25 protein-coding genes, 1 tRNA gene and 1 pseudogene are annotated in these 25,123 nt (G+C 66.6%); 8 read left to right on the forward strand and 19 right to left on the reverse strand.

Annotated features, from left to right (window positions below; all coding sequences use genetic code 11):
- The first annotated feature begins 529 nt into the window (after positions 1 to 529).
- Positions 530 to 604, forward strand: a tRNA-Gln gene (locus tag ACFQ4G_RS11330).
- 259 nt (positions 605 to 863) lie between these two features.
- Positions 864 to 2,474, forward strand: coding sequence for a TROVE domain-containing protein (locus ACFQ4G_RS11335; protein ID WP_238206348.1), 1,611 nt, complete (start codon positions 864 to 866; stop codon positions 2,472 to 2,474).
- 78 nt (positions 2,475 to 2,552) lie between these two features.
- On the opposite strand, the gene ACFQ4G_RS11340 is transcribed toward ACFQ4G_RS11335, so the two are convergent.
- Positions 2,553 to 3,845, reverse strand: a complete 1,293-nt coding sequence (locus ACFQ4G_RS11340; RefSeq protein WP_238206350.1) for a nicotinate phosphoribosyltransferase — start codon at positions 3,843 to 3,845, stop codon at positions 2,553 to 2,555.
- Between the two features lie 125 nt (positions 3,846 to 3,970).
- Positions 3,971 to 4,474 (reverse strand): pyridoxamine 5'-phosphate oxidase family protein, encoded by a 504-nt coding sequence (locus tag ACFQ4G_RS11345; RefSeq protein ID WP_238206352.1) that lies wholly within the window; start codon positions 4,472 to 4,474, stop codon positions 3,971 to 3,973.
- Between the two features lie 186 nt (positions 4,475 to 4,660).
- On the opposite strand from ACFQ4G_RS11345, the gene ACFQ4G_RS11350 reads away from it, so the two are divergent.
- The 3 genes from ACFQ4G_RS11350 to mobA all read left to right on the forward strand — a co-directional run bounded on the left by ACFQ4G_RS11350 (position 4,661) and on the right by mobA (position 6,780).
- Complete coding sequence (locus tag ACFQ4G_RS11350) at positions 4,661 to 4,906, forward strand: hypothetical protein (RefSeq protein ID WP_238206421.1); 246 nt, start codon at positions 4,661 to 4,663, stop codon at positions 4,904 to 4,906.
- A gap of 130 nt (positions 4,907 to 5,036) precedes the next feature.
- Positions 5,037 to 6,164 carry an Mrp/NBP35 family ATP-binding protein gene (locus ACFQ4G_RS11355; protein ID WP_238206354.1) on the forward strand — a complete coding sequence of 376 codons (1,128 nt, stop codon included), beginning with the start codon at positions 5,037 to 5,039 and terminating at the stop codon, positions 6,162 to 6,164.
- Positions 6,165 to 6,171: 7 nt separating this feature from the next.
- Positions 6,172 to 6,780 carry a molybdenum cofactor guanylyltransferase MobA gene (gene mobA / locus ACFQ4G_RS11360; protein WP_238206356.1) on the forward strand — a complete coding sequence of 203 codons (609 nt, stop codon included), beginning with the start codon at positions 6,172 to 6,174 and terminating at the stop codon, positions 6,778 to 6,780.
- 23 nt (positions 6,781 to 6,803) lie between these two features.
- On the opposite strand, the gene ACFQ4G_RS11365 is transcribed toward mobA, so the two are convergent.
- The 12 genes and pseudogenes from ACFQ4G_RS11365 to ACFQ4G_RS11420 form a co-directional block, all read right to left on the reverse strand.
- Positions 6,804 to 6,938, reverse strand: coding sequence for a hypothetical protein (locus ACFQ4G_RS11365; RefSeq protein ID WP_379040230.1), 135 nt, complete (start codon positions 6,936 to 6,938; stop codon positions 6,804 to 6,806).
- A gap of 47 nt (positions 6,939 to 6,985) precedes the next feature.
- A pseudogene (locus ACFQ4G_RS11370) lies at positions 6,986 to 7,882 on the reverse strand (GSU2403 family nucleotidyltransferase fold protein); the annotation flags it as partial.
- Between the two features lie 16 nt (positions 7,883 to 7,898).
- Complete coding sequence (locus tag ACFQ4G_RS11375; protein ID WP_238206358.1) at positions 7,899 to 8,357, reverse strand: peptidylprolyl isomerase; 459 nt, start codon at positions 8,355 to 8,357, stop codon at positions 7,899 to 7,901.
- Between the two features lie 3 nt (positions 8,358 to 8,360).
- Positions 8,361 to 8,795 (reverse strand): hypothetical protein, encoded by a 435-nt coding sequence (locus tag ACFQ4G_RS11380; protein ID WP_379040228.1) that lies wholly within the window; start codon positions 8,793 to 8,795, stop codon positions 8,361 to 8,363.
- Between the two features lie 67 nt (positions 8,796 to 8,862).
- Positions 8,863 to 9,414: a peptidylprolyl isomerase gene (locus ACFQ4G_RS11385; protein ID WP_238206425.1), complete on the reverse strand. Its 552-nt coding sequence runs from the start codon at positions 9,412 to 9,414 to the stop codon at positions 8,863 to 8,865.
- Positions 9,415 to 9,475: 61 nt separating this feature from the next.
- A complete protein-coding gene (gene coaD, locus ACFQ4G_RS11390; RefSeq protein ID WP_238206360.1) occupies positions 9,476 to 9,976 on the reverse strand; it encodes a pantetheine-phosphate adenylyltransferase in 501 nt (166 codons plus the stop codon).
- A 248-nt stretch (positions 9,977 to 10,224) separates the two neighbouring features.
- The gene (locus ACFQ4G_RS11395) at positions 10,225 to 11,073 is read right to left on the reverse strand and encodes an outer membrane protein (RefSeq protein WP_238206361.1); all 849 of its coding nucleotides are present in this window, start codon (positions 11,071 to 11,073) and stop codon (positions 10,225 to 10,227) included.
- Between the two features lie 198 nt (positions 11,074 to 11,271).
- The gene (gyrA, locus tag ACFQ4G_RS11400) at positions 11,272 to 14,064 is read right to left on the reverse strand and encodes a DNA gyrase subunit A (RefSeq protein WP_238206362.1); all 2,793 of its coding nucleotides are present in this window, start codon (positions 14,062 to 14,064) and stop codon (positions 11,272 to 11,274) included.
- Between the two features lie 431 nt (positions 14,065 to 14,495).
- Positions 14,496 to 14,870, reverse strand: coding sequence for a YciI family protein (locus ACFQ4G_RS11405; protein WP_238206363.1), 375 nt, complete (start codon positions 14,868 to 14,870; stop codon positions 14,496 to 14,498).
- A gap of 78 nt (positions 14,871 to 14,948) precedes the next feature.
- Positions 14,949 to 16,451 carry an NAD(P)/FAD-dependent oxidoreductase gene (locus ACFQ4G_RS11410; protein WP_238206364.1) on the reverse strand — a complete coding sequence of 501 codons (1,503 nt, stop codon included), beginning with the start codon at positions 16,449 to 16,451 and terminating at the stop codon, positions 14,949 to 14,951.
- A 158-nt stretch (positions 16,452 to 16,609) separates the two neighbouring features.
- Positions 16,610 to 17,179 carry a single-stranded DNA-binding protein gene (gene ssb / locus ACFQ4G_RS11415; RefSeq protein WP_238206365.1) on the reverse strand — a complete coding sequence of 190 codons (570 nt, stop codon included), beginning with the start codon at positions 17,177 to 17,179 and terminating at the stop codon, positions 16,610 to 16,612.
- 180 nt (positions 17,180 to 17,359) lie between these two features.
- Positions 17,360 to 18,376, reverse strand: a complete 1,017-nt coding sequence (locus ACFQ4G_RS11420; RefSeq protein ID WP_238206366.1) for an NADP-dependent oxidoreductase — start codon at positions 18,374 to 18,376, stop codon at positions 17,360 to 17,362.
- A 105-nt stretch (positions 18,377 to 18,481) separates the two neighbouring features.
- Here ACFQ4G_RS11420 and ACFQ4G_RS11425 point away from each other — a divergent pair, with 105 nt between their 5' ends.
- Positions 18,482 to 18,979 carry a DUF4174 domain-containing protein gene (locus ACFQ4G_RS11425; protein WP_238206367.1) on the forward strand — a complete coding sequence of 166 codons (498 nt, stop codon included), beginning with the start codon at positions 18,482 to 18,484 and terminating at the stop codon, positions 18,977 to 18,979.
- An 86-nt stretch (positions 18,980 to 19,065) separates the two neighbouring features.
- Here ACFQ4G_RS11425 and ACFQ4G_RS11430 read toward each other — a convergent pair whose 3' ends face one another.
- Positions 19,066 to 19,548, reverse strand: coding sequence for a hypothetical protein (locus tag ACFQ4G_RS11430; RefSeq protein WP_238206368.1), 483 nt, complete (start codon positions 19,546 to 19,548; stop codon positions 19,066 to 19,068).
- A 224-nt stretch (positions 19,549 to 19,772) separates the two neighbouring features.
- Here ACFQ4G_RS11430 and ACFQ4G_RS11435 point away from each other — a divergent pair, with 224 nt between their 5' ends.
- On the forward strand, positions 19,773 to 20,546 hold the full coding sequence (locus ACFQ4G_RS11435) for a phosphodiester glycosidase family protein (RefSeq protein ID WP_379040216.1): 774 nt from the start codon (positions 19,773 to 19,775) through the stop codon (positions 20,544 to 20,546).
- 11 nt (positions 20,547 to 20,557) lie between these two features.
- Here ACFQ4G_RS11435 and ACFQ4G_RS11440 read toward each other — a convergent pair whose 3' ends face one another.
- The 4 genes from ACFQ4G_RS11440 to ACFQ4G_RS11455 all read right to left on the reverse strand — a co-directional run bounded on the left by ACFQ4G_RS11440 (position 20,558) and on the right by ACFQ4G_RS11455 (position 24,608).
- Positions 20,558 to 20,917, reverse strand: coding sequence for a hypothetical protein (locus ACFQ4G_RS11440; protein ID WP_238206370.1), 360 nt, complete (start codon positions 20,915 to 20,917; stop codon positions 20,558 to 20,560).
- Positions 20,918 to 20,933: 16 nt separating this feature from the next.
- Positions 20,934 to 22,052: an NADH:flavin oxidoreductase/NADH oxidase gene (locus ACFQ4G_RS11445; RefSeq protein WP_238206372.1), complete on the reverse strand. Its 1,119-nt coding sequence runs from the start codon at positions 22,050 to 22,052 to the stop codon at positions 20,934 to 20,936.
- A gap of 275 nt (positions 22,053 to 22,327) precedes the next feature.
- Complete coding sequence (locus tag ACFQ4G_RS11450; RefSeq protein ID WP_238206374.1) at positions 22,328 to 24,271, reverse strand: propionyl-CoA synthetase; 1,944 nt, start codon at positions 24,269 to 24,271, stop codon at positions 22,328 to 22,330.
- A gap of 154 nt (positions 24,272 to 24,425) precedes the next feature.
- Positions 24,426 to 24,608 carry a YdcH family protein gene (locus ACFQ4G_RS11455; protein WP_018042998.1) on the reverse strand — a complete coding sequence of 61 codons (183 nt, stop codon included), beginning with the start codon at positions 24,606 to 24,608 and terminating at the stop codon, positions 24,426 to 24,428.
- 257 nt (positions 24,609 to 24,865) lie between these two features.
- Between ACFQ4G_RS11455 and ACFQ4G_RS11460 the strand changes: the two genes are divergently transcribed.
- Positions 24,866 to 25,084 (forward strand): YdcH family protein, encoded by a 219-nt coding sequence (locus tag ACFQ4G_RS11460; RefSeq protein WP_019903302.1) that lies wholly within the window; start codon positions 24,866 to 24,868, stop codon positions 25,082 to 25,084.
- Positions 25,085 to 25,123 lie beyond the last annotated feature (39 nt).

A 25,123-nucleotide genomic window follows, 5' to 3' on the forward strand; every position in this document is an offset into this window, starting at 1 on the left:
ATCGCTCAATCCCGACGTCCACGGTCGCGAGCCGTGGGGGCCTTGAGGCCCAGTCGTCCTCGATCGTTCATGACCGGCAGAGTCTATGTCCTCACCGGCGCGGGCCGGCGGGGGCTCGGTTATCACCTGCAACGTGAAAACGCCCGAGCCCCATTCGACACGCCCGCGTCCCTCGCCATTCGGTCCCTGCCGCGGACGGAGCAACGCATGAAGAAAGTCGACCAACGCGTCGCCGCGTTCGCCTGTCTCGGGGGCGAAGTCCGGCGACCAGTCAGTCCGTGATCCGGCCGCTGCGCGCGGGCCGCTGACGAACGGTTATCTTTGGGATGAAGGGCTCTCGAGCCCTGAGGTTCGAATCCTTGACGGCCTCGCGGCCGATCCGTTCGCCTCGACCATGTCCGCGCGGCCTTGAGGCCGTGATCACGTAATTCCCTCATCCCCGATATTTCCATCGCCTGCATGGCGCGAGCGATCCCGCTCGCGAATCCGCGCATGCGCCGGAAACCCCGGCGGCCCATGCGGGCCGGTGGGCGACGGTTACCGGTAGAGCGCCGCAGGCGTTGCCTCGCGGAGGATGCGGATTCGAACTCCGCCGGGGCCACCAAGTCCCGAAGCTCATGACACCGTCCCCCGAACACATGCCCGCATGGCCGACCCGGATCGGTGAGCGGATCACCCGATCGGCCGCGCGGGCCGAGATGGCAGGGTTATCGACGTCTTGTGTCGCGGGTTCGACTCCCGCCGGGCAGCGATGCCCGTAGCTCAGACGGTAGAGCAAAGAACCCTCCTGCCTCAGACCCATGCCCGCGCGACCGCAACGAACCACCAGGCACCATGCCTCGTGGAGATAGGAGCGAGCGAAGATGTCCTATGCCAAGCTGTTCTCGCTCCGGCGCAATCCGCAGTCGGAGCCCATTCCCCGTACCGTGCCGAACTCGGCCGGCGGACACGCCTTCCCGGTGAGCGACTGGACGCGGCTCGACCGCTTCCTGGTGCTCGGCTCCGAGGTCGGCTCGTACTATGCGGGCCCCGTCGTGTTGACGCGCGAGAATGCGCAGGCCGTCCTTCGGTGCCTTGCGGAGGATGGTCCGCGGGCGGTCGCCGCCATCGTCGCGGTGAGCGAGGCCGGCCGGGCTCCGAAGCAGGACTCGGCCATCTTCGCCCTGGCGCTCGCCGCTTCGGCGGAGGGCGAGCATGCCCTCGCCACCCGGCGGGCGGCCCTGGCCGCCCTGCCGCGGGTCTGCCGCACGGCGACGCATCTGTTCCAGTTCGCGTCCGCCGTCGAGGCGATGCGCGGCTGGGGCCGAGGCCTGCGCCGTGCCGTCGCCCATTGGTACGTCGCCCGCCCCGTGGAGGCGCTGGCCTACCAGGCGGTGAAATACCGCTCGCGCAACGGTTGGTCGCATCGCGACCTCCTGCGGCTGGCCCATCCGGAGACGGGCGAGCCGGATCGCGTCGCCCTGTTCGACTGGATCTGCCGCGGTACGCTGACCGAGGCCGCTCCGGCGCTCGTCCACGCCTTCGCCTCGGTTCAGGCGCCGGGCGTCAACGGGGCTTCGGCCGCGGCGATGATCCGCTCGCACGGCCTGCCGTGGGAGGCGTTGCCGACCGAGCTGATGACGAGCCGGGCGGTGAACGAGGCGCTGATCGAGCGCATGCCGGTGGGAGCCCTCGTGCGTCAGCTCGGGCGGCTCACGGCGGCGGGCGTGCTCGCCCCCTTCTCCGAGGGGACCGAGCATGTCCGAGCGGTGCTGTCGGACCGGAAGCGCATCCTCGAGGCGCGCCTTCACCCGATGGCGCTGCTCATGGCGCTCAAGACCTACGCTTCGGGGCACGGTGAGCGCGGCCGGCTCTCCTGGGACCCGGTGTCCGCCATCGTCGAGGCGCTGAACGCCGCGTTCTACACGGCGTTCGCGTCGGTGAAGCCCACGGGCAAGCGTCTCGTCCTGGCCCTCGACGTCTCGGGGTCCATGGGCATGGGCCACGTGGCGGGCTCCTCCCTCACCCCGCGTGAGGCGGCGGCCGCCATGGCCCTCGTCACCGCTTCCACCGAGGAGCATTGGCAGGTGGTCGGCTTCACGGCCGGGGCCGGTGCGCGCTGGAGCCAGGATGCGGCGCTCACCGCGCTGCCGATCGGGCCGTCGATGCGGCTCCACGCGGCGGTGGCGGCCACGGCCGACCTGCCCTTCGGCGGGACGGATTGCTCGCTGCCCATGCGCTGGGCCCTCGAGCGGAACGTCCAGGCCGACGCCTTCGTGGTCTACACGGACTCGGAGACGTGGGCGGGGCCGGTCCACCCGGTGGAGGCCTTGCGCGAGTACCGGCGGAAGACCGGGATCGACGCGAAGCTCGTGGTCGTGGGGCTCGTCTCCAACGGCTTCAGCATCGCCGACCCCGAGGATGCCGGCATGCTCGACGTGGTCGGCTTCGATGCCGCTGCGCCGGCACTGATCGCGGATTTCATCCGCGGCTGACAGAGGAGACGGACGGCCGGTGTGCCGCCCGTCTCCCGCACATTCCGACCACGGCAGGGACCACGGCGATCTTCAGCATCACACGACCACCGGCATCGCCACTGTCTCGCCGGTGCGGAAAACGCGCTTGTAGCGGGCGATCTCGTCCGCCGGACCGATGGCCTTGGAGGGATTGTCGGAAATCTTCACCGTCGGCCGGCCGTCGGCGGCGATGACCTTGCAGACGATGGAAATCGGATCGAGCCCGTGATCCGGCACCAATCCGCGAAAATCGTTGGTCAGCAGGGTGCCCCAGCCGTAGCCGATGCGCATCCGCCCGTGGAAATGCGCGTGGATCGCCTCGATCGTCCCGATATCGAGCCCGTCCGAGAAGATCGCGAGCTTGGATTTCGGATCGCAGCCGCGGGCTTCCCACCAGGCGATCGCCTCCTCGCCGCCCTCGATCGGATCCTTCGAATCGATACGGATCCCGGTCCAGGCCGTCATCCAGTCGGGCGCGTCGGCGAGAAAGCCGGTGGTTCCGTACGTGTCGGGCAGCATCACCAGGAGATTGCCGGCATAATCCTGCTGCCAGTCGCGCAGCACGTCGTACGGCGCCTGGGCGAGCGCCTCGTCGTCTCCGGCGAGCGCCGAATAGACCATCGGCAATTCATGGGCGTTGGTACCCACCGCCTCGACCTCGCGACGCAGGGCGATGAGGCAGTTCGACGTGCCGAGAAAGGCGTCTCCCAGGCCCTCGCGCATCGCCTCGACGCACCAATCCTGCCATAGGAAGCCGTGGCGGCGGCGCGTGCCGAAATCGGCGATGGAGAGATCCGGCAACCGCTTCAGCCGCTCGATCTTCTCCCAGACACGGGTCATCGCCCGCGCGTAGAGAACCTGCAGGTCGAACTTGCCCATGGCGCGCAGGATGCCGCGCGAGCGCAACTCGTTGAGGATGGCGAGCGCCGGCACCTCCCACATCGTGGTCTCGATCCAGGGGCCGTGGAAGGTGAGGACGTATTGCCCGTCGCGCGCTTCGAGCTCGTAATCCGGCAGGCGGAACCCTTCGAGCCAGTCCATGAAATCCGCCGAGAACATCTGGCGGTGGCCGTAGAAGGTATTGCCGCGCAGCCAGGTCGACTCGCCCCTGCTCAGCCTGATGGAGCGGGCATGGTCGAGTTGCTCGCGCAGTTCTCCCACATCGACGAAATCGGCGATGCGGACGGAGCGGCTGCGGTTCTGGATGCCGAAGGTGACGTCGGTGGCGCGATGGCGACGAAAGATCGTCTGCGCCATCAGCAGCTTGTAGAAATCGGTGTCGAGCAGGGACCGGATGATCGGGTCGATCTTGAAATTGTGGTTGTAAACCCGCGTCGCGAGATCGAGCATGAGAGTGAGCGAGCCCGGCGCGGAACACGGTGCCCGCCACGCTCAAAGGCACATGGCGGACGAGCCAGAGTCAATCGGGCCGGGCGGACGCCTCACAGGGAAGCACCCGCCCGTGAAAGGTTTCGTCAGACGAGGTCGACCTTCTTGGTCTCGGTCTTAGGGGATTCGCCGGTGAGCGCGGCCTTGACGTAGCCGTAGATGTGCAAGGCCGTCGCGTTAGGGCTGTCCCAGTATTCCCCCTTCTCCGGGTGAATGCGGATCAGAGCGACTTCCGGATCGTCCTTGCCGTTGGGGAACCAGGTTTTCATGCTCTCGCTCCACTTGTCGTCGACCAGGGCCTGATCGGTGACGATCTCAGCCTTGCCGGCGATGGAGACGTAGGTCTGGCTGGACGGGTCGGAATAGGCGAGGTTGACCTGATTGTCCTTGCTGATCTCGGCGGTCTTGGGCGAGTGCAGCTTGGTGAAGAACCAGATGTCACCGTTCTCGTCGGTGTCCTGGCTCCACATCGGCCGGCTGTAGAGCTTCCCGTCGGCATCCGCCGTGGTCATCATCGCGACCTTGATGTCCTTGACGAGTTCGAACAGCTTCTTCGCGCCCTCGTGGTCGCGGTGGTTGCCTTGATGCATATGGGTGATCTCCTGGAACGCTGTCGTCAGGATCGGGCGCGCTCGTCGAAGACCGCGCCCCCTGAAGGGTGCTCTCACAACGGACCAGGGCGCGCTTGGTTCAGCTTGAGCATGAGAAGAGGAGGACAGCCCGTGCATTCCGCGATCCGGGGGACGCTCGTCCTCCTCCTCGCCGCTGCCTGTGCCATGGCCTGCCACGTCCCGTCGGCGATGGCGGAAGTCCGCTTCGGCAAGAGCGTCCGCATCGGCGGCCACGACTTTTCCCATCGCCGCTACGGCAGCGTGCACGTGGAGCGGGTCCGGCGCCTGTCCGGGCCGCCCGGATGTCGCCGCATCCGCCACGGAATCTACCGGCGTGGCGACGGGTCGGTGGTGAGCGGGCCGATGGAGAAGTGCAACCTCGTCGCGATCCCGGCGTGGCGGCGGCGATGAGGCCACCTGCCGCACGGCATGCGCAAATCGAAGGTTGGACCGGAACAGGTCTGGCGTTCTCACGGTCCTTGGTTACATGCAGGGTAACGCATGATCGGCGGCGCCGGTCTGCATCGCCCGGAGGCATATCTTGGCCATTACCCGCGACGACGTGCTCAAGGCGCTGTCCGCCGTCACCGTCGATGCCGGCGGTACGACGCTGCCCGCATCCGGCCGCCTTTCCCAGGTCGTTGTCGACCCGACGAACCGGGTCATGTTCTCGATCCTGATCGACCCGAGCGAGGCCGAGCGGTTCGAGTCGGTCCGCCGACGGGCGGAAGGCACCATCCTGGCGATGCCCGGCGTCTCCGGCGTCTTCGCGAGCCTGACCTCCGAGCGTGGGCCGAACCAGCCCGCGCCTCCGGCGCAGGCCGCCCCGCCCCAGCCCGGCAGGCCGGCGCCCCCCCGGACCGGCCCGGCCCTCCCCGGCGTGCGTCACATCGTGGCGGTCGCGTCCGGAAAGGGCGGCGTCGGCAAATCCACCACCGCCTGCAACCTCGCGCTGGCCCTCTCTGCTCAAGGGCTGAAAGTAGGGCTGCTCGATGCCGACATCTACGGTCCTTCGGTGCCCAAGCTCTTCGGCCTGTCCGGCAAGCCGAAGGTGATCGAGGAGCGCCTGCTTGCCCCGATGGACGGGTACGGCATCAAGGTCATGTCCATCGGCTTCCTGATCGAGCCCGAGACGGCGATGATCTGGCGCGGCCCGATGGTGCAATCCGCCATTACCCAGATGCTGCGCGAGGTCGCCTGGGGCGATCTCGACATCCTGGTCGTCGACATGCCGCCGGGAACCGGCGACGCCCAGCTCACCATGGCCCAGGCCACGCCTCTTTCGGGCGCCGTCATCGTGTCGACCCCGCAGGATCTGGCGCTGATCGATGCGCGGCGCGGGGTGACGATGTTCCGCAAGGTCTCGGTGCCGATCCTCGGCGTGATCGAGAACATGGCGACTTTCATCTGCCCGAATTGCGGCCACGCCTCGCATATCTTCGGCCATGGCGGTGCCCGCGAGGAGGCCGCTCGCCTCGACGTGCCGTTCCTCGGCGAGATCCCCCTCGACATGACCATCCGCGAGACCTCCGATTCCGGGCGTCCCGTGGTTGCGGTGAACCCGGACGGCCCGCACGCCAAGGTCTATCGCGGCATCGCCGCGCAGCTATGGGCGAACCTCACCGGCGGCCCCGCACCGCGCGCTGCGCCGCGCATCGTCATCGAGTAGCGGTCCGGTGCCGCCCGTCCTCGGGGTGATCCTGGCCGGCGGGCTGTCCCGCCGGATGGGCGGCGGCGACAAGCCGCTGAAAGTCCTGGCAGGGCGCACCCTTCTCGACCGGGTGGCCGAGCGCTTCGCTCCGCAATGCGAGGCGGGCGTGATCCTCAACGCCAACGGCGATCCGGCCCGGTTCTCGATGTTCTCCGGTCTGATCGTGCCGGACGGAGTGCCCGACCATCCGGGGCCGCTCGCCGGCATCCTCGCCGCCCTCGATCATGCGGCCGAGCATCACCCTTCCGCGACCCATCTCGCCAGCGTGACCGGCGACGCGCCGTTCCTGCCCCTCGACCTCGTCGCCCGTCTGAGCGAGGGCTCGAAGAACGCGCCGATCGTCGTGGCCTCATCGGAGGGCCGGCAGCATTTCACCGTCGCGCTCTGGGCCGTGTCCCTGCGCGAAGATCTCCTCACGGTGCTGGTCGAGCGCGGCGAGCGGCGCGTCGGCGCTTTCCTGGCCCGCCACGGAGCGCTGGCAGTGGAATGGTCGAGCGAGCCGGTCGACCCGTTCCTCAACGTCAACACGCCGGAGGATCTGGCGGAGGCGGAGGCGCTGCTGAAGGTCGCCTGATCGTGGGGGTGTCATGGATGGGGTTATGGAAATCCGACCCGCGTCGGCTCGTAGCCCAGCATCCCGCCATGCGCGCCGACGACTTGCGCGATGGCGATGCGCGCGGCCTCATCGAGCCGTGCCAGTCCCGTCTCGAGGTGCCGGCGCCAGGACGGCACTCGGTTCCACGCCTCGACCCAAGATGCCGCCAGGGCGACGGGCTGGTTCCGGCCAGGGCCTCGATCAGGAAACCCGACTGGGTCAGATCCTTCCCCTGTTTCTCGCGCTCCGGCCGCTCGTTCGCCACGATGAGTTTGTGAACGGCGAAACGTTCGGGAGCCGGCACCATGACGGAGTTCCCGCCGCCATGGAGCAGTGTCGAGCGGACCGGGTCCTTTATCAGGAAATCGAGGTAGCGAAGCGGTTGGGCGCTGACACCGCCGAGGGCCGGCATCGGGACAAGCGCCCCGGTGAGATCGTCGGAGCCGCGGTGCGAAACCAGAAACTCGACCCGGAACCCGCTCGCGTTGACGAATGCGCTCGTGCGGTCCGGCCGTGACAGGTTCGGCACCGGACGAAAGCTCGCATCGACGGCCTGAAGTTCTTCTTGGACGGGAGACATGCTCTCACCGATCGCAACCGAGATGCCGTCATCCTGGGCGAGGTCGATGTCGCCGGTCCGGAGTGCCCTCGTCGGGCGCTCTCCGACGAGGGCCGGATAGGATTGGAACGCCACCGTACCCACCGGAACCCCGCGCAGACGAAAGAATCTCGCTTGCGCCAGACGCTCGACGACCCGGCCCGTCAGGGGATCCGCCATCGGAAACCCGGCGCTTCGCAACATGCGAACCGCGTCGATGCGGGTGTGGTAGTCGATCCGCCGACGGTCATGAGCCTCGACCCGCCGCGTCGTCTCGGAATTCGCCGCCGTGCCGACATCGGTTGGACTTCGTGCCGGTGGCGGCATCGTAGCCCTGTTAATACCAGTATTCGCGTGCCTCGATGGTCCGCCTGATGAACTTGCCGTTCTCGGGAAAGTCGTCGTTTTCTCGTAACGCGCGGACGCGTGCCCGACAAACGAGAGAGGGCGTCCGCGCAGACGATGCGCGGACGCCCTTTTCATCAATCGCCCTGTAGATTCAGGCGGCGCCGACGGTCGCCTTGACGATCTTGTCCGGCGAACGCGGCGGCTCGCCCTTGTTGAGGGTGTCGACCACGTCCATGCCTTCGATGACCTTGCCCCACACCGTGTACTGCTTGTCGAGGAAGCGGGCATCGCCGAAGCAGAGGAAGAACTGCGAATTCGCCGAATGCGGGAAGTTGGTGCGGGCCATCGAGCAGGTGCCGCGCACATGCGGCTCGTCGTTGAACTCGGCCTTCAGGTCCGGCAGGTCGGAACCACCCGAGCCGGTGCCGGTCGGATCGCCGGTCTGGGCCATGAACCCGTCGATGACACGGTGGAACGGCACGCCGTCATAGAAGCCCTGTCCTGCGAGCGTCTTCAGGCGCTCCACATGGTTGGGGGCGAGATCGGGGCGCAGCCCGATGACGACGCGGCCCTTGGTGGTTTCGAGGATGATGGTCTCGGTATCGGCCATGGGTCAGACTCCTTGTCCCTGAGGACCTTGGTAGATGAATCGCAGGGCGATGGGACGCCCTGCGATGGCGGCGCCGAGCGCCGGCGTGATCGCGACCGGCGTACAGCGCCGGATCGCGTCGAGGGTTGCGCGGGTCAGGATCTCCCTGCCCCGCTGATCCGCGTTCTGCATCGCAAAGGTGATGCGAGGCTCGCCGATGACGGAGCCGTCTCGGCGAAGGGCGAAACGGGCGGTGATCTCGGTGCGCGCGAAACCAGCCAGACCGGCCGGCACCTGCCAGCAGGCCGTCAGCTTCGGATAGAGCGTCTGGAGCGTGTCGGCCGGGCCTTCGGCGTCGTCGCTTCGGGAGGTTTGTACCGGCACCCGCAGGGTATCGGGATGCATCGGCGAAAGGCCGGGTCCGGCGATGGCGATTCCCGAGGGAACGACGGCCGCCATCGACGACACGAAGGTGAGGCGCAGTGAGCACCTCACTTTCGCGGTCCCGATCATCTGCCGGATTCCGTCACTTGGCGCCTTGGGCCATCTGCATCTTCACGATCTTGTCCGGGTTCTGGACCGCGCCGCCCGGAGCGCCCGGAGCTGCCTTCTTGATCTTGTCGACGGCCTCCATGCCCGACGAGACCAGTCCGATGACGGTGTACTGCCCGTTCAGGAAGGGCGCGTCACCGAGGCAGATGAAGAACTGGGAATTCGCCGAATTCGGATCGGACGATCGGGCCATGCCGAGGGTGCCGCGACGGAACTGCGCCTGCGAGAATTCGGCCGGGATGTTCGGCAGCGACGAACCGCCGGTGCCATTGCCCTTCGGGTCGCCGGTCTGGGCCATGAAGCCGTCCATGACCCTGTGGAACTTCAGCCCGTCGTAAAAGCCCTTCTTGATGAGGGTCTTCAGCTGGACGACGTGCTGCGGCGCGAGATCGGGGCGCAGTTCGATGGTGACGCGGCCATCCTTGGTATCGAGATAGACCGTGTTGTCGTCCAAAGCGCTCGCGGCGGTCGAGAAGCCGACCACGGCGGCGAGTGCCAGGGACAGGAACGCGGTCCGGCGATGGATGGTCCTAGAATTCATGGGTGTGCGGTCTCCGGTCTGGTGAAGCTGGAGGAAGAGGGGTCGGTCAGATTCTGGCGAAGCGGGCGCTGAGCCGTTCCGCCACGAGGGCCGGGACGAAGGGTGAGACGTCGCCGCCCATAGCCGCGATCTGCCGTACCAGGGTGGCCGTGATCGGACGGACGCCGGTGGAGGAGGGCAGGAACACCGTCTGCACTTCGGGCGCCATGGCGCCGTTCATGCCGGCGAGCTGCATCTCGTAGTCGAGATCGGTGCCGTCGCGCAGGCCGCGGATGAAGATGGTGGCGCCGGAGCGCCGTGCCGCGGTGACCGCCAGATCGTCGAAGGTGACGATGTCGAGAGTCGCGTTCTCGCTCTCGGCAAGAGACGCGCAGGTGGCGTGCAGGAGCTCGGCGCGCTCATCGGGCGAGAACATGGGCGCTTTGCCCGGATGGACGCCGATGGCGATCACGAGCCGCTGCACGAGCCGGCACGCCTGACGGATGACGTCGAGGTGTCCGTTCGTGACCGGGTCGAAGGAGCCGGCATAGAGCGCAGTGCGGATCATTACCGGAGGGCGTAGAGCATTTCGCCCCGGAACGGAACCGCCGGGCGACGTTCCATCGCGGCGGGGCACCATCCCGCCCGAAGGTCGAGGCACGAAAAAGGGCGGATGCCCCGATGGAGCACCCGCCCGAAGTTGGTCTACGAAATCCGGTCTGCGACGCCACTCGCCGATCGAAGAGATACTGCCGATCGAAGAGGTACTTATGAAAGAAGCGAGGCCGGAGGAGATCCTGCGGCCTCGCCGTGATCCTAGTAGGAGCCGAACTTGTAGTTCAGGCCGGCGCGCGCAATGGCACCCTCGGTCTTGAAGGTCGCATTGTAGCCCACGCCCGGACCACCGGTGGAGCCGACGAAGAGATTGCGGCTGCCGAGGTCGTAGCGAAGGTATTCGGCCTTCAGCGTCACGGCGCTGGAGCGGAAGAAGTTCAGGAACGAGTCGGTGGGAAGCGCGTACTCGATGCCGCCGCCATAGGCGTAGCCGGTCTCCATGGTGGAGCGCGAGCCGGCATAGGTCACCGGCGCGCCGGTCTGGAAGCTGACGCTCTGCTCGACGCCGCCATAAGCGAAGCCGCCGGTGCCGTAGACCATGACCTTGTCGAAGGCGTAGCCGACGCGACCGCGGACGGTGCCGAGATACTGCAGGTCGGACCGGTAGGTGTTGGTGAGGCTGGGAAGCACCACCCGCGGGACCGAGTTCACTCTCGTGGTCTCGAGGTCCATGTACTGCGCGTCCGCCTCGAAGCCGACGACGAAACCGTTACCCGGCGTGAGCTGATAATTGTAGCCGATCTGGGCGCCGCCCGAGAAACCTTCCTGTGAAAGCTTGAGCGACGCAGGACGCAGGCCATTGTCGACATTGGCCTGGAGGTTCGCCGCATTCGGGGCGCCGGAGCCGAGGTTGTTGATGCCCGTGGTGCGAACGGTATCGCTCTCGGTGTAGGCGTAACCGGCATTGATACCGAAGTAGAAGCCCGTCCAGGTGAAGACGGGAACCGGAACGAAGACCGGCGGAGCGGCGCGGCGGGGAAGATCAGCCGCGGAAGCTGCACCGGAAAGCAGGGCCGCAGCGGCGCTGGCGAGGACGAGAGACTTGAACACGGTTGCGATCCTGGGTGAGCGATCTGTTGATGGAGAAAACTTAGCCTTAGAGACCCCGGATAGATATGACTTGCTTGCAACACTGAAGATCGACAGTTGAACGAGAACGCCGCCCAAGTCCCACGACTTAGGCGGCGTTCTAATCCATCGGTTCGAAAAGATTTATCGCGGCGGAGATGGACTCAGCGGAAGCTTCCCTCAGCCCGCATCGCCGGTGGGATCGATGCCGGCCGCGTCACCGGTATCGTCCTCACCTTCGCCCTCGCCCTCGATATGCTCAACCGAGACGACGCGCTCCGTCTTCTCGGTATTGAACACCGTCACGCCCTGCGAGGCGCGGCCGACGATGCGGATGTCGTCCACCGGCACACGGATGAGTTGTCCGGCATTGGTCACCAGCATGATCTGGTCGGAGGGCTGGACCGGGAAGGAGGCGACGAGGCTGCCGTTGCGCGGATTGACCCGCATGGCGGTGATGCCTTTGCCGCCGCGTCCGGACGTCCGATATTCGAAGGACGACGAGCGCTTGCCGAATCCGCGCTCCGAGAGTGTCAGGACGAATTGCTGCGCGGCTCCCATCTCGGCGTAGCGCTCCTGCGAGAGCAGCGGCGCATCGGTGGCGATCTCCTCGGAATCGGCATCGCCGCTTTCCGTGTCGCCGATCACGGCCCGCTGCATCTTCAGGAACGCGCCCCGCTCTTCCGGCGTCGCGTCGAAACTGTTGAGGATCGTCATCGAGATGACACAGTCGTCCTTGGCCAGGCTGATGCCGCGGACGCCGGTGGAGTCACGGCCCTTGAAGACGCGCACGTCTTCGACGGGGAAGCGGATGCACTGGCCGGCCTGTGTGGTGAGCAGGACGTTCTGGTCGGCACGGCAGATCTCCACGTGGACGATGTGGTCGCCCTCGTCGAGCTTCATCGCGATCTTGCCGGCACGGTTCACCTGCACGAAGTCGGAGAGCTTGTTGCGCCTCACCCCGCCGCTCGCGGTGGCGAACATCACGTCCAGGGTCTCCCAGGACGCCTCGTCCTCGGGGAGCGGCATGATCGTGGTGATACGCTCGGTGCCCGCATCCATGGAGAGGATGTTCACGAGCGCCTTGCCGCGCGCATTGGGGGCGGCCATCGGCAGGCGCCAGACCTTCTCCTTGTAGACCTGGCCCATATTGGAGAAGAAGAGGATCGGCGTGTGGGTGTTGGCGACGAACAGGCGGGTGACGAAATCCTCGTCGCGGGTCGACATGCCGGAGCGGCCCTTGCCGCCCCTGCGCTGAGCCCGATAGGTCGAGAGCGGCACGCGCTTGACGTAGCCGGCATGGGACACGGTGACGACCATGTCCTCGCGCTGGATCAGGTCTTCGTCCTCGACGTTCGAATCCCAATCGAGGATCATGGTCTTGCGCGGTGTCGCGTAGGCCTCGCGTACCTCCCGAAGCTCGTCCTTGACGATGGTCATGATGCGCAGGCGCGAGCGCAGGATGTCGAGGTAGTCGGCGATCTCGTCGGCGAGCTTCTGGAGCTCATCGCCGATCTCGTCGCGGCCGAGGGCGGTGAGGCGCTGCAGGCGCAGGTCGAGAATGGCGCGCGCCTGGATCTCGGACAGGCGGTAATTCCCGTTCTCGTCGACCCGGTGGCGCGGGTCGTCCACCAGAGCGATGAGCGGCGCGATGTCGAGGGCCGGCCAGACCCGGCCCATCAGCGCCTCGCGGGCGGTGTTCGGATCGGGCGAGGTGCGGATGAGGCGGATTACCTCGTCGATATTGGCCACCGCGATGGCGAGGCCGCACAGGACGTGGGCGCGCTCGCGGGCCTTGCCGAGAAGGAACTTGGTCCTGCGGGACACGACCTCCTCGCGGAAGTCCACAAAGGCCGTGAGCAGGTCCTTCAGGTTCATCAATTCGGGGCGGCCGCCGTTCAACGCCACCATGTTGCAGCCGAACGAGGATTGCAGCGGCGTGAAGCGGTAGAGCTGGTTCAGCACCACGTCGGCCATTGAATCGCGCTTGATCTCGATGACGATGCGCATGCCGTCACGGTCGGATTCGTCGCGAAGGTCCGAGATTCCCTCGACGCGCTTTTCCTTCACCAGCTCGGCGATCTTCTCCATCAGAGTCGCCTTGTTCACCTGATACGGGATCTCGGTGAAGATCAGCGCCTCGCGCTCCTTGCGCAGCTCTTCCACGTGGGACTTCGCCCGCATGATCACGGAGCCGCGCCCGGTGGCGTAGGCCTGGCGCACGCCGGCCCGTCCCAGGATCGACCCGCCGGTGGGGAAGTCCGGGCCGGGGACGTATTCGGTCAGTTGCTCGATGGTCAGGCCGGGATCGTCGATGAGGGCGATGCAGGCGTCGATGAGCTCGCCGAGATTGTGCGGCGGGATATTGGTGGCCATGCCCACCGCGATGCCGCCGGCACCATTGACGAGGAGGTTGGGGAAGCGCGCCGGGAGCACCTTCGGCTCCTCGCGCGACTCGTCGTAGTTCGGCTGGAAATCGACGGTGTTCTTGTCGATATCGGCGAGCAAGGCGTTGGCGGGCTTGGCCAGACGCGACTCGGTGTAGCGCATGGCCGCCGGAGGATCGCCGTCCACGGAGCCGAAATTGCCCTGCCCGTCGATGAGCATGAGCCGCATCGAGAAGTCCTGGGCCATGCGGACCAAGGCATCGTAGATCGATTGATCGCCATGCGGGTGATAGAGGCCGATGACGTCGCCGACGATGCGGGCCGACTTGACGTACTTGCGCTCGGGCAGATGCCCGCTCTCGTAGGCCGAGTAGAGGATGCGCCGATGCACCGGCTTCAGGCCGTCGCGTGCGTCGGGCAGCGCCCGGCTCACGATCACGCTCATCGCGTAATCGAGATAGGAGCGGCGCATCTCGTCGGTGATGGAAACGGGCTTGATGTCCGAGGCGGGCGGCGTGGAGCCGGCGCCGGTATCGTCTTTCTCTGCCAAGGTCGTCGATCTCTGCCTATGGCGGTCCCGGCGCATCGGGTCCGCATGGAGCGCCGGGCGCTCGGGTAAGTCTGGACCGGGACGTTCCGCAGGGCCTCGAAAAGGCCGGCCGCGTCACGCCATGTCTCGGACGCTCTTCATACGCCATCCGATGCCGCCGCGCCACCACCGGACCTGTCGCGACGACATCGACAAACCCCATGCGTCGCAAGCGCTTGCGACACCGATTTCAGCGAAAGAGGAGGGCATGGTCTCCACGCCTTTCCCCGGACAGTCGGAGCGCCAGCGGAACCCGATCCGGAGTCCATCACAGGGCCGGAGTCCATCACAGGGCGTCGTGAAGCGTCCGAAGATCAGCGACGTCAGATTGCGCCGCTTATGCGGTACGTCCCGCACTGGATTCCGGATCACCGTCCGCGTCGCTGCAGGCGTCCGGAAAAGCTGGGCACGGAGCGTCGCCCTCCCCCTCACCCCGCGGCGGCGCTGGCGAAATCCGACATCTCGTAGAGCGGCCTGATCTCGATCTCGCTCGGGCCGGGCATCGGATTGGGACAGCGTTTCACCCATTCCACCGCCTCTTCCATGTCCTTCACCTGCCAGAGCCAGAAGCCGCCGACCAGTTCTCCGGTCGATGAGAAGGGTCCGTCGACGACGGTGCGCGTCGCGCCGTCGAAGCCGACCCGCTTTCCCTTGGCAGATGGGTGCAGGCCCTCGCCGGCGAGCAGGATCCCGGCATCGAGAAGTTCCTGGTTGAATGCGCCCATGTCGGCGAGCAGGTCGAGCGAGGGCATGCGCCCCGCCTCGCTGTCCGTGGTCGCCTTGACCAGAACCATCACGCGCATCGATTTCCCTCCCGTGGCCGATCACGGCGATGGAAGCACGGGGGCGGGATCGTGTGAACCCGGCGATCGGGTGGCGGATCAGGCGACCTTGCGCGGGACGAGGCGCTCGCTCGTCAACGCCTCGTCGGCCCCCGAGAATCCGGATTCGGTATATTCCGCATCCTCGTTGACGCGCCAGATGTCGTGGCGGCGATACCCAGCGAGGATGTTCTCCACCGTGAGCATCGCGGTCATCATCGCATGGTCCTGGTTGTTGTACTTGTGCATGCCGTTGCGGCCGACGAGGTGCAGGGTCGGGAAGTCGCGCTCCAGTTCCAGCCGCACCGTTGCGACGTTGTCGCGATAGCTCTCGTCGTAGACCGGGTAGGCCTTCGGCTGCCGCACGACGCAGGCATCGACCACGTCGTCCGGCGCGATCAGTCCGATCTTCCCTATCTCGGCCTTGGCCAGGGCCACGAGGCCCTCGTCGGCCATGGTCCACAGCCCGTCGCCTTCGAAGCAGAAATATTCGAGGCCGAGGCAGGTATAGGCATCGTCCGGCACCATCTCCGGCGACCAGGAGCGGAAGTTCTGCACCCGCCCGACCATCACGGACGGATCATGGATATAGATCCAGTTGTCGGGGAAATCCTCGCGCACCTTGGCGATGAGGGCGACCGTGAGGAAGTCGCGATACTGAAGGGCACGGGCCTGGAAGGTGCTCAAGGGACGCGGCGTGATCGAATCCACGAGTTCGCGCACCGGTGCCGACGAGACGAGGTTGCGCGCCGTGTAGGTCTCCCGAGTGCCGTCGCCACGGATCGCCGAGACCGTCCAGATGCCGGTCGCGGCATCGAAGCTCACGCCGTCAACGCCCCGGTCGAGGAGCACGCGTCCTCCCTGCGCCGCGATCTTCGCGGCGGCCGCTTCCCAGACCATGCCGGGACCGCGCCGCGGATAGCGGAAGGACTCGATCAGCGTCTTGATCACCGGCTCGCCGGGCTTCGGCCTGGCCTTCAGGCCGAGGGAGCGGGCCAGCGCGTCGCGGATCGCGGCGCCGAGATCGAGCCCCTTGATGCGCTGAGCCGCCCAATCGGCCGAGATGGCGTCGCAGGACATGCCCCAGACCTTCTCGGTGTAGGTCTTGAAGAAGATCGAGAACAGGCGCTCGCCGAACTGGTTGCGCACCCAATCGTGGAAGCTCTTCGGCTGCTCGATCGGCCGGGCACGGGCATAGAGATAGGACAGGACGCAGGCGGTGCTCTGCAGGACGCCCAGGTTGCGCAGGGCCTCGAAGGCCTTCAGCGGATAGGCGTAGTACTTACCCTTGTAGAAAATCCGCGACAGGCGCGGTCGGTCGATGAAATCGTCAGGCAGGAGTTCGTCCCAGAGATCGACCACCGCCTTCGACTTCGAGAAGAAGCGGTGGCCGCCGATATCGAACAGGAAGCCGTTGTGCGAGACGGTCCGGCTGATGCCGCCGACCTGACGAGGGTCGCGCTCCAGAACCACGACATCGCGCCCGTTCTTCGACAGCAGGTAGCCGGCCGTCAATCCGGCCGGTCCTGCCCCGATGACCAGGGTCTCGGTGTGTTGGCTCATCGATCGCTCCGCCTGATCCCGTGTCGCGCTCGGTCAGGAGCGGGTCTCGCCACGGGTGGAGCATTCTTGGCGGAAGCGTGGTTAAGGAAGCGCCAAGTCCGTCGAATTCCGACGGCGCTCTTCGATTTCCGGCTGGCTCGGCCGAAATCGGCAGGAGCCTAGAACGGAATGTCGTCGTCGAGATCGTAGTTCGGCTTGGACGAGCTCGCCGCCGCCGGACGCCGCTCGCCGCCCGAAGCGCGGCCGCCGCCATATTCCCCGCCGCGATCACCTGCCCGGTCGCCACCGCGATCTCCGCCACGGGCACCGCCGTAATCGCCGCCGCGGCTGATCTGACCGCCGCCTTCCTCGTCGGCGCTCATCTCGCCGCCACCGCCGCGGCCGTCGAGGAGGGTGAGCTCACCGCGGAAGCGCTGCAGCACGACCTCGGTCGTGTATTTCTCGACGCCCGACTGGTCGGCCCATTTTCGAGTCTGGAGCTGGCCCTCGATGTAGACCTTCGAGCCCTTGCGCAGGTACTGCTCGGCCACCCGGGCGAGGTTCTCGTTGTAGATCACGACCGCGTGCCACTCGGTCTTCTCCTTGCGCTCGCCCGACATCTTGTCCTTCCAGGACTCGGATGTGGCGATGCGCAGGTTGACCACGGGGTCGCCGGAGGCGAGGCGCCGGGTCTCGGGGTCACGCCCGAGATTGCCCACCAAAATCACCTTGTTGACGCTGCCGGCCATGCCGCTCTCCTCTCGATCGATCTCACCGACGGAGGGCCTCACACGCCGTCCGTCCCGTTCGCCCTTCATGAACTTCGGCCCGCCGGGCGGCAATCGGGAGGGTGGGCTTGTCCCCACCGATCACAGTCCGAATGTTCTATCTTTGTTCGATTTGGCACGCAAGGATCGCGAGTTTTGCACTCACGCGATCCGCACCAGCATCTTGCCGAAATTCCGTCCCTTCAGGAGCCCGATGAACGCTTCCGGTGCAGCGTCCAGACCCTCGACGATGTCCTCCCTGTGCTTGACCCTGCCCTCTCTCAGCCAGGTTCCGACCTCGCCGAGGAATTCCTCCTCCTGATCGGCGAAATCCCAGACGATGAAGCCGCGCAGGGTCAGGCGCTTGGTGAGGATGTTGCGCATGAGGACCGGGCTGCGGTCCGGCCCGGGCGGCAATTCTGTGAGGCTGTAGCCGGAGACGAGGCCACAGACCGGGATGCGGGCGAAATCGTTGAGGAGCGGAAGCACCGCGTCGAACACCGCGCCGCCGACATTCTCGAAATAGACGTCGATCCCCTCCGGGCAGGCCGCGGCCAGCGCGCCGGGAAGGTCGTCCGTGCGATGATCGACGGCCGCGTCGAAGCCGAGAACGTCGGTGAGGTAAGCGCATTTCTCCGGCCCACCGGCGATGCCGACGGCGCGGGCGCCCTTCAGCTTGGCGATCTGGCCGACGAGAGAGCCCACCGGGCCGGCGGCGGCTGCCACCACCACGGTTTCACCGGCCTTGGGCCGTCCGATGCTGAGAAGACCGGTATAGGCGGTCATGCCAGGCATCCCGAGTACGCCAAGCGACGTACTGACCGGGGCGGCAGCCGGATCGAGCTTGCGCAATCCCTTGCCGTTGGAGACGGCGAAATCCTGCCAGCCGCCGAAGCCGGTGACCACCTCGCCTTCGCGGTAATCCGGATGGTGCGAGGCGACCACGTCGGACACGGTGGCGCCGACCATGGTCTCACCGATGGCGACAGGCTCGGCATAGGACTTGGCCGCGCTCATCCGCCCGCGCATGTAGGGGTCGAGCGAGAGGATGCGGTTGCGTAACAGTATCTCTCCCTCGCCCGGTGTCGGAATGCGGCTCTCCTCGAGGCGGAAATGCGCTTCCGTCGGCTCGCCATGCGGGCGGGAGGCGAGGACGATGCGGCGATTGACGGCGACCATGGTCTGACGCTCCGTTCGAGAGGACGGGACCGCCGAGAGGATGCTCGGCGATTCGAGAAAAATGTGAGTGAGGCATTCCGGCGGCGTCCCGGTGCGTCGAACGGCATGGGCGAGCCCAAGGCACAGGCCGGGCCGAGCGGCGTTGTTTCTCTTGAGCCCCACTCACAATTCAACGATCGGAGTGCCTCGATGATCCCCCCTTTCCTCCTTGTCCTCCTTGTCGCGGCCGCGAGCCTGGCCGGCTCGGCGTCTCAGGCTTCCGCCGACGATTCTCTCGCCGTCTATCGCTGGAAGTCGCGTGTTCTCGTCATCGCCGCGCCGGAGCGCAGTGATCCGCAGATCGAGGTTCAGAGACGCGAAGCAAGAGCGAGGATAGCGGATTTCGCGGAACGCGATCTCGTGATCATCGAAGCGATCGGCGACGCCCCGGAGGCTGTGCGGATACGCAAAGGGTTCGGCATTTCAGCCAGTCAGTTCCGCGTCGTGCTGGTCGGCAAGGACGGGGAGGCGAAGCTGTCGGAAGCGGGGCCGATCCCGACGTCGCGCCTGTTCGCCATCATCGATGCCATGCCGATGCGACGGGACGAGCAGAGCCGACGATAGGGCGTTGCGAAACTGAAACCGAACAGAAAAGGGACCGCCGAGGCGGTCCCTTCCGTCTGTCTATGACCAATTGCCGACTGGCCGGCTCAGTAGCAGCGTTCGATCAGTACGCGACGGGGTCCGTAAGGGGTCCAACGGGTACGCGGGACGGTGTAGCATCCGCCACCATATCCGCCGTACCCACCATAGGCCGCCGGTGCGTAACCGTAGCCATAGGCCGGGTATCCGTAGCCGCCATATCCACCATAAAGGCCGCCGGCAGCCAAGCCAAGACCGACGCCGAGGCCCAGACCACCGAGGCCGTAGCCGTAGCCACGCCCGTAGCCGCGTCCCCAACCGCCACGATAGCCGCCGTAGCCGCCGCGGTATCCACCGAAGCCAGCGCTACGGAAGCCGCCGCGATAGACGCCAAACCCGCCGCCGCGGGCGAATCCGCCGCCGTGGCCACCCCATCCGCCATGACCGCCCCATCCGCCATGGCCACCCCAGCCACCACGGGCCTCGGCCGTCGCGGGTATCATCGCCAGCGCGCCGACCATTGCGGTCGCTGCCAGAACAATGCGTTTCATCTCTTTGTCTCCAAAGACAGGTTGTATGTCCCCAGTTGTTGAAGAACGCGCTGGCCCGACAAACGGTTCATGCAGCATTTTGTCCCGCGCCGGTGGATGCGATCACAGGTGGGTGACCGGTACGGAGGGCAGCGCTTGAAAAAGGCGCTCGTTTCGGGTCAGGACAGCCCGCGCCGCCTTGCCAGCGAAGATTGGCAGGCCGTTTCTCCGCCCGGGACCAAACGATGATGTCAACGCGCCGCGCCCGTCTTCTCGCCGGAGCCACGCTGTTCGTGATCGCGGCCGCGCTGGGGCCGTTGTCGATGGCGGCTCGGGCCGTGCCCGTGGCGATGTCACCCTGCAAGGCGATCCAGTCCGAAGGCGAGACGTTCACGGTCTGCACGGTGGATCTGCGCCGCGAGCGGGTACGTGTGTTCTGGCTCGGTGCCGACGGGCTGCCCTACTCGTCGCTCTCGACCCTCGGCGAGAAGGTCGGGCCGAAGCTCAGCTTCGCCATGAATGGCGGGATGTACGACAAGGGGCAGGCGCCCGTTGGTCTCTATGTGGAGGAAGGGCGCGAGATGAAGGGCGTCTCCACCGCCAACGGACCGGGCAATTTCCACCTCAAACCCAACGGCATCTTCTACGTGAAGGGTGAGCGAGCGGGTGTCGCCGAGACCGCCCGCTACCTCCGCCAGAAGATCAAGCCGGATTTCGCCACGCAATCGGGGCCGATGCTGGTCATCGACGGCAAGATCCACCCGAAGATCTCCACCGACGGGCCGAGCCAGAAGATCCGCAACGGCGTCGGCGTCCGGGATGACGGCCGCACCGCGGTCTTCGCCATATCCGAGCGCCCCGTCACCTTCGGTTCCTTCGCCCGGCTGTTCAAGGACACGCTCGGCTGCGCCAACGCCCTGTTCCTCGACGGTAGCGTCTCGAGCCTCTACGCGCCGGGGATCAACCGCTCGGACATCAGTCGGCCGCTGGGGCCGCTGGTGGGGGCGGTGGCGAAGTAGGAGCGGCCGTCTCAGGCTAGCCGCGCCCGCTTTCCGAAGGCGATCCTGAGTTTCGATTTCGCGATCTCGGCGATCTCGGTCATCGACTCGATCCGCACCATCGGCATCTCCGAGCCGATCGTGCTCGTCGGCTCGAACGTGAAGAGCAGGTGGCGGATCCCGATCTCCAGAGCCGTCACTCCGTCGGATTGAGTGAGATCCTCGCCGAAGATCTCGACAAGCGGCCCGTCCGGGTCGCCCTTCTCGATCTGGATGATGAAGTAACCCGCCGGCTCCTCCTCGTCGTCGGCGCCCGAGACGAGGGAGATGCCGTTCTCCTCATCGTAGCGGACACGCTGCACGGTGATCGTGGTGACGTCGTCTTCCATCATCGTTGCCCGACTTGCATCATCTTTGTCCGAACTGGGTGTCGCGGAACAGCGTCTTGAACTGACGCGGCTGCGAGCGCCAGTATTGCTTCGGCGCCGTGACCTGCGCGCCGAGTTCCGCCGCCGCATGCCAGGGCCAGCGCGGATCGTAGAGCATGGCACGGGCGAGGGAGACGGCGTCGGCCCTGCCCTCGGCGAGGATCGCTTCCGCCTGCGCCGCTTCTGTGATGAGTCCGACCGCAATGGTGGTGAGCCCGGTCTCGGCCTTCACCCGTTCGGCGAAGGGTACCTGATAGCCGGGCGCGAGCGGGATCTCCTGACTGGTCGAGAGCCCGCCGGTGGAGACGTGGATGGCCGCCGATCCCCGTCGCTTGAGCGCGTGCGCCAGCTCCACCGTCTCGTCGAGGGTCCAGCCTCCCTCGACCCAATCGGTGGCCGAGACCCGCATCCAGACGGGCTTGCCGGCCGGCACCACCTCGCGGACGGCTTCGAAACATTCGAGGGGAAAACGCATCCGGTTCTCCAGGCTGCCGCCATAAGCGTCCGTGCGGTGGTTGGAGAGCGGCGAGAGGAACTGGTGCAGGAGGTAGCCGTGAGCGCCGTGCAGCTCGAACCCGTCGATATCGAGATTGAGGGCCCGACGCGCGGTGGCGACGAACCCGTCGCGGATGCGCTTCAGTCCCTCGGCATCAAGGGCATGGGGTGCCACCTCGCCTTCGCTATGGGCGATGGACGAAGGCGCCTCGGTGCGCCAGCCTTCTGGCGCTTCGGGATCGATCTGCGATCCGCCATCCCAGGGCGCCCGGCTCGATGCCTTGCGGCCCGCATGATTGATCTGGATCGCGATAGGGGTCGGCGCGTGAAGACGGACCGCGTCGAGCACCCGGCCGAGCGCGAGTTCCGTCTCGTCCGACCAGAGCCCGAGATCGGTGGGCGAGATCCTGGCCTCCGGAGAGATCGCGGTGGCTTCGAGGATCAGCAGGCCGGCGCCCGACATGGCGAGCTGCCCGAGATGCATCACGTGCCAGTCGCTCGCCTGCCCGGCATGGGCCGAGTACTGGCACATCGGCGCCACGATGATGCGGTTGGGAAGCGTCAGGCCATCGAGGGACAGGGGCTCGAACAGGCGTGCGGTCATGTGCGGGCTCCGATCTTCGGCTGAAAGCCTAGATGGAGCAACCGTGGTCCCCGCGCCAGGGATGGACAGGCCGCATCCGCGTTTCCCGCCCCCTTTCCGGACAGCCGGAGCGGCAGCGGAGGGTGGTCTGGAACCCGGCACAGGGCTCGCCGCGTCGGTGGTTCTCCCTCGGCGGCACCGGAAATATGGCGCTGCGCGTCTTCTTCGGCTGGCCCCCGGATCGGATTTCGCTGGCGCTTACCCCATCCGCGGAAGGGGTGGGGCGCAAGGTAAACTCAACTCCCGATCCCCCTCCCCTTCAGGCTCTCGCCGATCTCGTCCAGTACGGCCGCATCGTCGATGGTGGGCGGGGTGGTCCAGGCCTCGCCGTCGGCGATCTTCTTCATCGTCCCGCGCAGGATCTTCCCCGAGCGGGTCTTGGGCAGGCGCGCCACCGTGAGAGCCAGCTTGAACGCAGCGACCGGGCCGATGCGGTCTCGGATCGAGGCGACGAGTTCGCGCTCGATCTCGGCGGTGTCGCGGGCGACGCCGGATTTCAGTACCACGAAGCCGCAGGGCTGCTCGCCCTTCAAGGCGTCGCGGATGCCGATGACGGCGCATTCGGCGACGTCGGGATGGGCGGCCAGCACCGCTTCCATCCCGCCGGTGGAGAGCCGGTGGCCGGCGACGTTGATGATGTCGTCGGTCCGCCCCAGCACGGTGACGTAGCCGTCCGCATCGACGATGCCGGCATCCGACGTGTCGTACCAGCCGGGATAGGTCGTGAGGTAGCTCTGGCGAAAGCGCTCGTCCGATCCCCACAGGGTCGGCAGGCAGCCGGGCGGCAGCGGTAGCCGCAGGGCGATCGTGCCCATCGTATCCGTCGGCAGCGGCTTGCCGGCCTCGTCGAGTACGGCGAGGTCGTAGCCCGGCATCGGCACGCAGGCGCTGCCGTGCTTGACCGGGAGCATGCCGATACCCACCGGATTGCCGGCAATGGCCCAGCCGGTCTCGGTCTGCCACCAATGGTCGATCACCGGCCGATCCAGCGCGCGCTCGGCCCAGGCCACGGAATCCGGATCGGCCCGCTCTCCGGCGAGGAACAGCGAGCGGAATCCCGAGAGATCGTAGGACGAGACGAGGTCGGCGCGCGGATCGTCCTTCTTGATCGCGCGCAAAGCCGTCGGTGCCGTGAACAGGCAGGCGACGCCATACTCCGCGACGACGCGCCAGAGCGCCCCGGCATCCGGCGTTCCCACCGGTTTGCCCTCGTAGAGGATGGTGGTGCAGCCATGCAGCAGCGGCGCGTAGACGATGTAGGAATGGCCCACCACCCAGCCGATGTCGGAGGCGCAGAAATACACTTCGCCGGGCTTCACGTCGTAGAGGTTGGGCATCGACCAGCTGAGCGCGACGCAGTAGCCGCCGGTATCGCGGATCACGCCCTTCGGCTTTCCGGTCGTGCCCGAGGTGTAGAGGATGTAGAGCGGGTCGGTGGCCGCCACCGGCACGCAATCGGCGCCGATCCCGGCGGCCTTCGCCTGACGCACGGTCTCGGCCCAGTCCCGATCCCGCCCCTCCACCAAGCTCGCCTCGGATTGCGGGCGCTGGAAGATGAGGCAGGCATCCGGCTTGTGCAGCGAGGCGGCGATGGCCGCATCGAGCAGCGGTTTATAGGCCACGACCCGGTTCGGCTCGATGCCGCAGGACGCGGCGAGCACAACCTTCGGCGCGGCATCGGCGATGCGGATCGCGAGTTCGTTGGCGGCGAAACCGCCGAACACGACCGAATGGACCGCGCCGAGCCGCGCGCAGGCGAGCATGCCAAACAGGGCCTCCGGAATCATCGGCATGTAGATGACGACCCGGTCTCCCTTGCCGATGCCGAGCAGCGCGAGGATTCCGGCCAGGGTCGCCACCTCGTCGCGGAGATCCGCATAGGTGATCGTGCGCTTGGTGCCGGTCACCGGGGAATCGTACAGGATCGCGGCCTGGCCGCCCCGTCCGTTCGCCACGTGTCTGTCGACGGCATTGTGGCAGGCGTTCAGCGTCGCATTCGGGAACCAGCGGCCATAGGCGCCGGCCGTTGGATCGAAGGCACGGGACGGCGCCGTCTCCCAGTCGAGCGCTTTGGCGACCTTCAGCCAGAAGCTCTCGGGATCGGCGAGGGAAGCCGCGTGGACCGGGCCATAGGGTTTCGGCAGAGGAGCCGGGTCGGGATGCGTCGAGGCAGCTTGCATAGCGTTTTGTCCCCGGGCGGCCGGTCGAGAGATGCCGGCTTCTCCTGGGAGTGTAGCTCATGACGCGCGCTTCGCGACACAAACGAAAACCGCCGCGCTGGACGGCGCGGCGGCGTGTTGAACGTGCTTGAAATGGAATTGGTGGGAACGGGCGTTAATGCACCGAGTCCGTTTCGGCGCGAAGCCGATTGATCTCGTCCTTCAGATGAAGTTTGCGTCGCTTCAATTCAGCGATCCGTAGATCGTTCTCCGAGGGGCTCTGAATCGCAGAGTGGATTTCCCGCTCGAGGGCTTCGTGCTTGAGGGCGAGCTGGCTCAGATGCGTCTGCAGCGACATGAGTCGTTCTCCTGTCATCGTTCCGACTCAGACAGATTGGCACAGGATGAGCCGGCTGTCGAAACCCTATTCACCGGATTCGCAACATTGGTTAAGTCGGCGTGGCCGGGCTTCCTCCCGTGGAACGCGCTTCTCCCGATGGAGCCGCCCACGGTCGGCGGCCCAGGTTTCTTCGAGGGGAAACTCGGCCGGCGCCTTGCCGCAGGGCCCTGTGTGCCGCATGGTTTCGCGGAAGGCGTGTCGGGGCTGCAGGTGCGATGGCGGGTGAGTTCGAGGACAACGCGACGGCGGAGTTCGTCGAGGAACTGGCGCGGCTCCGGCAGGAGCACCGGGACCTCGACGGAGCCATCGATGCACTGGAACTGAGCGTTGCCGGCGATCAGTTGCAGGTGCAGCGCCTCAAGAAGCGCAAACTCGGCCTGCGAGACCGGATTTCCTACCTGGAAGATCAGATCACGCCCGACATCATTGCCTGAGTGCCAGCTTGCGGGCCGGCGGCCGCACGCGTATGCGGC

Origin of the sequence: Methylobacterium marchantiae (assembly GCF_042679825.1) — a bacterium.
Taxonomy (GTDB): domain Bacteria; phylum Pseudomonadota; class Alphaproteobacteria; order Rhizobiales; family Beijerinckiaceae; genus Methylobacterium; species Methylobacterium marchantiae.